This is a genomic window from Escherichia sp. 94.0001 (assembly GCF_013369155.2).
Taxonomy (GTDB): domain Bacteria; phylum Pseudomonadota; class Gammaproteobacteria; order Enterobacterales; family Enterobacteriaceae; genus Escherichia; species Escherichia coli_F.
In genome coordinates this window covers 1-9,489 of record NZ_JABWMS020000096.1, presented here as the reverse complement: position 1 = coordinate 9,489, position 9,489 = coordinate 1, and the positions used below count along the sequence as shown (strand labels likewise).

The 9,489-nt window shown below is 50.8% G+C and carries 11 protein-coding genes; all 11 read left to right on the top strand.

The genetic code is table 11. The features are described 5' to 3' along the window. Positions 1-338 precede the first annotated feature (338 nt). The 11 genes from cydA (at position 339) to cpoB (ending at position 9,270) form a co-directional block, all read left to right on the top strand. Positions 339-1,907, top strand: a complete 1,569-nt coding sequence (cydA, locus tag HEN33_RS23065; protein ID WP_000884361.1) for a cytochrome ubiquinol oxidase subunit I — start codon at positions 339-341, stop codon at positions 1,905-1,907. A 15-nt stretch (positions 1,908-1,922) separates the two neighbouring features. After that, on the top strand, positions 1,923-3,062 hold the full coding sequence (cydB, locus tag HEN33_RS23060; protein WP_176262548.1) for a cytochrome d ubiquinol oxidase subunit II: 1,140 nt from the start codon (positions 1,923-1,925) through the stop codon (positions 3,060-3,062). Between the two features lie 14 nt (positions 3,063-3,076). Further along, positions 3,077-3,190: a cytochrome bd-I oxidase subunit CydX gene (gene cydX, locus HEN33_RS23055; RefSeq protein WP_000270282.1), complete on the top strand. Its 114-nt coding sequence runs from the start codon at positions 3,077-3,079 to the stop codon at positions 3,188-3,190. After that, a complete protein-coding gene (gene ybgE / locus HEN33_RS23050) occupies positions 3,190-3,483 on the top strand; it encodes a cyd operon protein YbgE (protein ID WP_176262547.1) in 294 nt (97 codons plus the stop codon). Before cydX ends, ybgE begins: the two co-directional genes overlap by 1 nt. Positions 3,484-3,632: 149 nt before the next feature. Beyond that, the gene (gene ybgC, locus HEN33_RS23045) at positions 3,633-4,037 is read left to right on the top strand and encodes a tol-pal system-associated acyl-CoA thioesterase (RefSeq protein ID WP_001098384.1); all 405 of its coding nucleotides are present in this window, start codon (positions 3,633-3,635) and stop codon (positions 4,035-4,037) included. Continuing rightward, positions 4,034-4,726: a Tol-Pal system protein TolQ gene (gene tolQ, locus HEN33_RS23040; RefSeq protein WP_158138160.1), complete on the top strand. Its 693-nt coding sequence runs from the start codon at positions 4,034-4,036 to the stop codon at positions 4,724-4,726. Before ybgC ends, tolQ begins: the two co-directional genes overlap by 4 nt. 3 nt (positions 4,727-4,729) lie before the next feature. Then, positions 4,730-5,158: a colicin uptake protein TolR gene (gene tolR, locus HEN33_RS23035; protein ID WP_000090097.1), complete on the top strand. Its 429-nt coding sequence runs from the start codon at positions 4,730-4,732 to the stop codon at positions 5,156-5,158. A 64-nt stretch (positions 5,159-5,222) separates the two neighbouring features. Continuing rightward, positions 5,223-6,488, top strand: a complete 1,266-nt coding sequence (gene tolA / locus HEN33_RS23030) for a cell envelope integrity protein TolA (RefSeq protein WP_000030637.1) — start codon at positions 5,223-5,225, stop codon at positions 6,486-6,488. Positions 6,489-6,620: 132 nt separating this feature from the next. After that, positions 6,621-7,913 (top strand): Tol-Pal system beta propeller repeat protein TolB, encoded by a 1,293-nt coding sequence (tolB, locus tag HEN33_RS23025; protein ID WP_001295307.1) that lies wholly within the window; start codon positions 6,621-6,623, stop codon positions 7,911-7,913. A 34-nt stretch (positions 7,914-7,947) separates the two neighbouring features. Continuing rightward, positions 7,948-8,469 carry a peptidoglycan-associated lipoprotein Pal gene (pal, locus tag HEN33_RS23020; protein WP_001295306.1) on the top strand — a complete coding sequence of 174 codons (522 nt, stop codon included), beginning with the start codon at positions 7,948-7,950 and terminating at the stop codon, positions 8,467-8,469. Positions 8,470-8,478: 9 nt separating this feature from the next. After that, positions 8,479-9,270, top strand: coding sequence for a cell division protein CpoB (gene cpoB, locus HEN33_RS23015; RefSeq protein ID WP_000097569.1), 792 nt, complete (start codon positions 8,479-8,481; stop codon positions 9,268-9,270). The last annotated feature ends 219 nt before the right edge of the window (positions 9,271-9,489 follow it).

Below are 9,489 nucleotides of genomic sequence, written 5' to 3'. Positions count from 1 at the left end.
ATTTTTAATTCTTGAAAAAAATCTGCAAAACACGATAAATTGTCGTAGATCAAATTGGTGAGATCGTGACAATTTCGCTATAAATTGATCACTGTCGAAAAATGCAAATTTGCTCAATAAAAACCTGTTTATTGTAAGGATTTTGCGGCGTAATATAATTACGGGATCAATTTGGTTTATTCATTAACATGTTTGTAACTTTTTTATCATTGTCTTTTCCTCTTTTGATGAAATGGCAACGATAGAGGCGAGCAAATAATTTTGTATTGGGGCATGCGTGTGACCCTTTCTAACGGGGTTCACTCTCGGAGTCTTCATGCGATGAGCAAGGAGTCATGATGTTAGATATAGTCGAACTGTCGCGCTTACAGTTTGCCTTGACCGCGATGTACCACTTCCTTTTTGTGCCACTGACGCTCGGTATGGCGTTCCTGCTGGCCATTATGGAAACGGTCTACGTCCTTTCCGGCAAACAGATTTATAAAGATATGACCAAGTTCTGGGGCAAGTTGTTTGGTATCAACTTCGCTCTGGGTGTGGCAACCGGTCTGACCATGGAGTTCCAGTTCGGGACTAACTGGTCTTACTATTCCCACTATGTAGGGGATATCTTCGGTGCGCCGCTGGCAATCGAAGGTCTGATGGCCTTCTTCCTCGAATCCACCTTTGTAGGTCTGTTCTTCTTCGGTTGGGATCGTCTGGGTAAAGTTCAGCATATGTGTGTCACCTGGCTGGTGGCGCTTGGTTCAAACCTGTCCGCACTGTGGATTCTGGTTGCGAACGGCTGGATGCAAAACCCAATCGCATCCGATTTCAACTTTGAAACTATGCGTATGGAGATGGTGAGCTTCTCCGAGCTGGTGCTTAACCCGGTTGCTCAGGTGAAATTCGTTCACACTGTAGCGTCTGGTTATGTGACTGGCGCGATGTTCATCCTCGGTATCAGCGCATGGTATATGCTGAAAGGTCGTGACTTCGCCTTCGCTAAACGCTCCTTTGCTATCGCTGCCAGCTTCGGTATGGCTGCCGTTCTGTCTGTTATTGTTCTGGGTGATGAATCTGGTTATGAAATGGGCGACGTGCAGAAAACCAAACTGGCTGCTATTGAAGCCGAGTGGGAAACGCAACCTGCACCTGCTGCCTTTACTCTGTTCGGCATTCCTGATCAGGAAGAGGAGACGAACAAATTTGCGATCCAGATCCCTTACGCGCTGGGCATCATTGCAACGCGTTCCGTGGATACCCCGGTTATCGGCCTGAAAGAGCTGATGGTGCAGCATGAAGAACGCATCCGTAACGGGATGAAGGCGTACTCTCTGCTCGAGCAACTGCGTTCTGGTTCTACTGACCAGGCGGTTCGTGACCAGTTCAATAGCATGAAGAAAGACCTCGGTTACGGTCTGCTGCTGAAACGCTATACGCCAAACGTGGCGGATGCAACTGAAGCGCAGATTCAACAGGCAACCAAAGACTCCATTCCACGTGTAGCGCCGCTGTACTTCGCGTTCCGTATCATGGTGGCGTGTGGCTTCCTGCTGCTGGCAATCATCGCGCTCTCTTTCTGGAGTGTCATCCGCAACCGTATTGGCGAGAAAAAATGGCTGCTGCGCGCTGCATTGTACGGTATTCCGTTGCCGTGGATTGCTGTAGAAGCGGGCTGGTTCGTGGCTGAATATGGTCGCCAACCTTGGGCTATCGGTGAAGTGCTGCCGACAGCTGTAGCGAACTCGTCACTGACCGCAGGCGACCTCATCTTCTCGATGGTGCTGATTTGTGGCCTGTATACCCTGTTCCTGGTGGCAGAATTGTTCTTGATGTTCAAGTTTGCACGCCTCGGCCCAAGCAGCCTGAAAACCGGTCGCTATCACTTTGAGCAGTCTTCCACGACTACTCAGCCGGCACGCTAAGACAGGAGTCGTCAAATGATCGATTATGAAGTATTGCGTTTTATCTGGTGGCTGCTGGTTGGCGTTCTGCTGATTGGTTTTGCAGTCACTGACGGTTTCGACATGGGGGTGGGCATGCTCACCCGTTTCCTCGGTCGTAACGACACCGAGCGTCGAATTATGATTAACTCCATCGCACCACACTGGGACGGTAACCAGGTATGGCTGATCACTGCGGGTGGCGCTCTGTTTGCTGCCTGGCCGATGGTCTATGCCGCTGCGTTCTCCGGCTTCTATGTGGCGATGATCCTCGTGCTGGCGTCTTTGTTCTTCCGTCCGGTCGGTTTTGACTACCGCTCCAAGATTGAAGAAACCCGCTGGCGTAACATGTGGGACTGGGGCATCTTCATTGGTAGCTTCGTTCCGCCGCTGGTGATTGGTGTAGCGTTCGGTAACCTGTTGCAGGGCGTACCGTTCAACGTTGATGAATATCTGCGTCTGTACTACACCGGTAACTTCTTCCAGCTGCTTAACCCGTTCGGCCTGCTGGCAGGCGTGGTGAGCGTAGGGATGATCATTACTCAGGGCGCAACCTATCTGCAAATGCGTACCGTGGGCGAACTGCACCTGCGTACCCGTGCAACGGCTCAGGTGGCGGCACTGGTGACACTGATCTGTTTCGCACTGGCTGGCGTATGGGTGATGTACGGTATCGATGGTTATGTCGTGAAATCAACAATGGACCATTACGCGGCATCTAACCCGCTGAATAAAGAAGTGGTTCGTGAAGCTGGCGCATGGTTGGTGAACTTCAACAATACGCCGATTCTGTGGGCTATTCCGGTACTGGGTGTGGTTCTGCCTCTGCTGACTATCCTGACTGCACGTATGGATAAAGCCGCATGGGCGTTTGTGTTCTCCTCACTGACGCTGGCCTGCATCATCCTGACTGCCGGTATCGCAATGTTCCCGTTTGTGATGCCGTCCAGCACCATGATGAACGCAAGTCTGACAATGTGGGATGCAACTTCCAGCCAGCTGACGCTTAACGTCATGACCTGGGTTGCGGTGGTTCTGGTACCGATCATTCTGCTCTACACCGCCTGGTGCTACTGGAAAATGTTCGGTCGTATCACCAAAGAAGATATTGAACGTAACACCCACTCTCTGTACTAAGTAAGGAGCTAAAAATGTGGTATTTCGCATGGATTCTGGGAACGCTTCTTGCCTGTTCGTTTGGGGTAATCACCGCGCTGGCGCTTGAGCACGTCGAATCAGGTAAAGCCGGTCAAGAAGACATCTGATGAGTAAGATTATCGCAACCTTGTATGCGGTAATGGACAAGCGCCCCCTGCGGGCGCTTTCCTTCGTGATGGCGCTTCTGTTAGCAGGATGTATGTTTTTGGACCCGTCACGTTTCGCCGCGAAGACCAGTGAACTGGAAATCTGGCATGGTTTATTGCTGATGTGGGCCGTCTGTGCTGGTGTTATTCACGGCGTGGGCTTTCGTCCGCAGAAGGTTCTCTGGCAAGGGATTTTTTGCCCTTTGCTTGCCGATATTGTTCTCATTGTCGGGCTGATTTTCTTCTTCTTTTAAATCAGAATTCTCTTTAAAAATTTATGGGCCGCTTCAGGCCCATAAATTTTTACGCTCCCTTAACTTGCCCTCATTCCCAAACCTCAATCGCGCGCGTATAGTAGCAGCGTTTAAAAGCTCTAACTTTTGTTGCATTACCGGGATGTAAAGTGAATACAACGCTGTTTCGATGGCCGGTTCGCGTCTACTATGAAGATACCGATGCCGGTGGTGTGGTGTACCACGCCAGTTACGTCGCTTTTTATGAAAGAGCACGCACAGAGATGCTGCGTCATCATCACTTCAGTCAGCAGGCGCTGATGGCTGAACGCGTTGCCTTTGTGGTGCGTAAAATGACGGTGGAATATTATGCACCTGCGCGGCTCGACGATATGCTCGAAATACAGACTGAAATAACATCAATGCGTGGCACCTCTTTGGTTTTCACGCAACGTATTGTCAACGCCGAGAATACTTTGCTGAATGAAGCAGAGGTTCTGGTTGTTTGCGTTGACCCACTCAAAATGAAGCCTCGTGCGCTTCCCAAGTCTATTGTCGCGGAGTTTAAGCAGTGACTGACATGAATATCCTTGATTTGTTCCTGAAGGCTAGCCTTCTGGTTAAACTTATCATGTTGATTTTGATTGGTTTTTCAATCGTATCCTGGGCCATTATTATCCAGCGGACCCGTATTCTTAACGCAGCGGCGCGCGAAGCCGAAGCGTTTGAAGATAAATTCTGGTCTGGAATCGAACTTTCTCGCCTCTATCAAGAGAGCCAGGGGAAACGGGATAATCTGACCGGTTCGGAACAAATCTTTTACAGCGGGTTCAAAGAGTTTGTGCGCCTACATCGTGCCAATAGCCATGCGCCGGAAGCCGTAGTGGAAGGGGCGTCGCGAGCGATGCGTATTTCCATGAACCGTGAACTTGAAAATCTGGAAACGCACATTCCGTTCCTCGGTACGGTTGGCTCCATCAGCCCGTATATTGGTCTGTTTGGTACGGTCTGGGGGATCATGCACGCCTTTATCGCCCTCGGGGCGGTAAAACAAGCAACACTGCAAATGGTTGCGCCCGGTATCGCAGAAGCGTTGATTGCGACGGCAATTGGTCTGTTCGCCGCAATTCCGGCGGTAATGGCTTATAACCGCCTCAACCAGCGCGTAAACAAACTGGAACTGAATTACGACAACTTTATGGAAGAGTTTACCGCGATTCTGCACCGCCAGGCGTTTACCGTTAGCGAGAGCAACAAGGGGTAAGCCATGGCCAGAGCGCGTGGACGAGGTCGTCGCGATCTCAAGTCCGAAATCAACATTGTACCGTTGCTGGACGTACTGCTGGTGCTGTTGCTGATCTTTATGGCGACAGCGCCCATCATCACCCAGAGCGTGGAGGTCGATCTGCCAGACGCTACTGAATCACAGGCGGTGAGCAGTAACGATAATCCGCCAGTGATTGTTGAAGTGTCTGGTATTGGTCAGTACACCGTGGTGGTTGAGAAAGATCGCCTGGAGCGTTTACCACCAGAGCAGGTGGTGGCGGAAGTGTCCAGCCGTTTCAAGGCCAACCCGAAAACGGTCTTTCTGATCGGTGGCGCAAAAGATGTGCCTTACGATGAAATAATTAAAGCACTGAACTTGTTACATAGTGCGGGTGTGAAATCGGTTGGTTTAATGACGCAGCCTATCTAAACATCTGCGTTTCCCTTGCTTGAAAGAGAGCGGGTAACAGGCGAACAGTTTTTGGAAACCGAGAGTGTCAAAGGCAACCGAACAAAACGACAAGCTCAAGCGGGCGATAATTATTTCAGCAGTGCTGCATGTCATCTTATTTGCGGCGCTGATCTGGAGTTCGTTCGATGAGAATATAGAAGCTTCAGCCGGAGGCGGCGGTGGTTCGTCCATCGACGCTGTAATGGTTGATTCAGGTGCGGTAGTTGAGCAGTACAAACGCATGCAAAGCCAGGAATCAAGCGCGAAGCGTTCTGATGAGCAGCGCAAGATGAAGGAACAGCAGGCTGCGGAAGAACTGCGTGAGAAACAAGCGGCTGAACAGGAACGCCTGAAGCAACTTGAGAAAGAGCGGTTAGCGGCTCAGGAGCAGAAAAAGCAGGCTGAAGAAGCCGCAAAACAGGCCGAGTTAAAGCAGAAGCAAGCGGAAGAGGCGGCAGCGAAAGCGGCGGCAGATGCTAAAGCGAAGGCTGAAGCGGATGCAAAAGCTGCGGAAGAAGCAGCGAAGAAAGCGGCTGCAGACGCGAAGAAAAAAGCAGAAGCAGAAGCCGCCAAAGCCGCAGCCGAAGCGCAGAAAAAAGCCGAAGCAGCCGCTGCGGCGCTGAAGAAGAAAGCGGAAGCGGCAGAAGCAGCTGCAGCTGAAGCAAGAAAAAAAGCGGCAACTGAAGCTGCTGAAAAAGCCAAGGCAGAAGCTGAGAAGAAAGCGGCTGCTGAAAAGGCTGCAGCTGATAAGAAAGCAGCGGCAGAGAAAGCTGCAGCCGACAAAAAAGCAGCAGAAAAAGCGGCTGCTGAAAAGGCAGCAGCTGATAAGAAAGCAGCGGCAGAAAAAGCCGCCGCAGACAAAAAAGCGGCAGCGGCAAAAGCTGCCGCTGAAAAAGCCGCTGCAGCAAAAGCGGCCGCAGAGGCAGATGATATTTTCGGTGAGCTAAGCTCTGGTAAGAATGCACCGAAAACGGGGGGAGGGGCGAAAGGGAACAATGCTTCGCCTGCCGGGAGTGGTAATACTAAAAACAATGGCGCATCAGGGGCCGATATCAATAACTATGCCGGGCAGATTAAATCTGCTATCGAAAGTAAGTTCTATGACGCATCGTCCTATGCAGGCAAGACCTGTACGCTGCGCATAAAACTGGCACCCGATGGTATGTTACTGGATATCAAACCTGAAGGTGGCGATCCCGCACTTTGTCAGGCTGCGTTGGCAGCAGCTAAACTTGCGAAGATCCCAAAACCACCAAGCCAGGCAGTATATGAAGTGTTCAAAAACGCGCCATTGGACTTCAAACCGTAATCGCGATGCTGACTGTTCCGACGGTCAACATCAGACACCGGTTGCCACGGGGTTCTGGTAGTTTTGTGTATTTTAGTTTGTTAACATTCTGCTAAATTATCGTGGGCCATCGGTCCAGATAAGGGAGATATGATGAAGCAGGCATTACGAGTAGCATTTGGTTTTCTCATACTGTGGGCATCAGTTCTGCATGCTGAAGTCCGCATTGTGATCGACAGCGGTGTAGATTCCGGTCGTCCTATTGGCGTTGTTCCTTTCCAGTGGGCGGGTCCTGGTGCAGCACCTGAAGATATTGGCGGCATCGTTGCTGCTGACTTGCGTAACAGTGGTAAATTTAATCCATTAGATCGCGCTCGTCTGCCACAGCAGCCGGGTAGTGCGCAGGAAGTTCAACCAGCTGCATGGTCTGCGCTGGGTATTGACGCTGTGGTTGTCGGCCAGGTCACTCCGAATCCGGACGGCTCTTACAATGTTGCTTATCAGCTTGTGGACACTGGCGGCGCACCGGGTACTGTACTTGCTCAGAACTCGTACAAAGTGAACAAGCAGTGGCTGCGTTATGCTGGTCATACCGCCAGTGATGAAGTATTTGAAAAACTGACCGGCATTAAAGGTGCGTTCCGTACCCGTATTGCCTACGTTGTTCAGACCAACGGCGGTCAGTTCCCGTATGAACTGCGCGTATCTGACTATGACGGTTACAACCAATTTGTCGTTCACCGTTCACCGCAGCCGCTGATGTCTCCGGCGTGGTCACCAGACGGTTCTAAACTGGCTTATGTGACCTTCGAAAGCGGTCGTTCCGCGCTGGTCATCCAAACGCTGGCAAATGGCGCTGTACGTCAGGTGGCTTCATTCCCGCGTCACAACGGTGCACCTGCATTCTCGCCAGACGGCAGCAAACTGGCATTCGCCTTGTCGAAAACCGGTAGCCTGAACCTGTACGTAATGGATTTGGCTTCTGGTCAGATTCGCCAGGTGACTGATGGTCGCAGTAACAATACCGAACCGACCTGGTTCCCGGACAGCCAGAACTTGGCATTTACTTCTGACCAGGCCGGTCGTCCGCAGGTTTATAAAGTGAATATCAACGGCGGTGCGCCACAACGTATTACCTGGGAAGGTTCGCAGAACCAGGATGCGGATGTCAGCAGCGACGGTAAATTTATGGTAATGGTCAGCTCCAATGGTGGGCAGCAGCACATTGCCAAACAAGATCTGGCAACGGGAGGCGTACAAGTTCTGTCGTCCACGTTCCTGGATGAAACGCCAAGTCTGGCACCTAACGGCACTATGGTAATCTACAGCTCTTCTCAGGGGATGGGATCCGTGCTGAATTTGGTTTCTACAGATGGGCGTTTCAAAGCGCGTCTTCCGGCAACTGATGGACAGGTCAAATTCCCTGCCTGGTCGCCGTATCTGTGATAATAATTAATTGAATAGTAAAGGAATCATTGAAATGCAACTGAACAAAGTGCTGAAAGGGCTGATGATTGCTCTGCCTGTTATGGCAATTGCGGCATGTTCTTCCAACAAGAACGCCAGCAATGACGGCAGCGAAGGCATGCTGGGTGCCGGCACTGGTATGGATGCGAACGGCGGCAATGGCAACATGTCTTCCGAAGAGCAGGCTCGTCTGCAAATGCAACAGCTGCAGCAGAACAACATCGTTTACTTCGATCTGGACAAGTACGATATCCGTTCTGACTTCGCTCAAATGCTGGATGCACACGCAAACTTCCTGCGTAGCAACCCGTCTTACAAAGTCACCGTAGAAGGTCACGCGGACGAACGTGGTACTCCGGAATACAACATCTCCCTGGGTGAACGTCGTGCGAACGCCGTTAAGATGTACCTGCAGGGTAAAGGCGTTTCTGCAGACCAGATCTCCATCGTTTCTTACGGTAAAGAAAAACCTGCAGTACTGGGTCATGACGAAGCGGCATACTCCAAAAACCGTCGTGCGGTACTGGTTTACTAAGAGAATTGCATGAGCAGTAACTTCAGACATCAACTATTGAGTCTGTCGTTACTGGTTGGTATAGCGGCCCCCTGGGCCGCTTTTGCTCAGGCACCAATCAGTAGTGTCGGCTCAGGCTCGGTCGAAGACCGCGTCACTCAACTTGAGCGTATTTCTAATGCTCACAGCCAGCTTTTAACCCAACTCCAGCAACAACTCTCTGATAATCAATCCGATATTGATTCCCTGCGTGGTCAGATTCAGGAAAATCAGTATCAACTGAATCAGGTCGTGGAGCGGCAAAAGCAGATCCTGTTGCAGATCGATAGCCTCAGCAGCGGTGGTGCAGCGGCGCAATCAACCAGCGGCGATCAAAGCGGTGCGGCGGCATCAACGACGCCGACAGCTGATGCTGGTACTGCGAATGCTGGCGCGCCGGTGAAAAGCGGTGATGCAAACACGGATTACAATGCAGCTATTGCGCTGGTGCAGGATAAATCCCGCCAGGATGACGCAATGGTGGCATTTCAGAATTTCATCAAAAATTACCCTGATTCAACTTATCTGCCAAACGCCAATTATTGGCTGGGTCAGTTAAACTACAACAAGGGTAAAAAAGATGATGCGGCGTACTATTTTGCTTCGGTAGTGAAAAACTATCCGAAGTCACCGAAGGCTGCGGATGCGATGTTTAAAGTCGGCGTCATCATGCAGGACAAAGGTGACACCGCAAAAGCGAAAGCCGTATACCAGCAGGTTATCAGTAAATACCCTGGTACTGATGGCGCTAAACAGGCGCAAAAACGTCTGAACGCGATGTAATGCATAACACACGACCAGAAGTCGCATTATTTCTGGTCGTGTCGTGCGAATCATAAGCAGTTGAGTGATCTGCATCGAAATTTTTGTTGCGCTCAAGTCTGAAATCAGTAATATATGCCGCCGTTGCCACGGGATATCAAACAAACCGAAAGCAACGAAAAAGTGGGTCGTTAGCTCAGTTGGTAGAGCAGTTGACTTTTAATCAATTGGTCGCAGGTT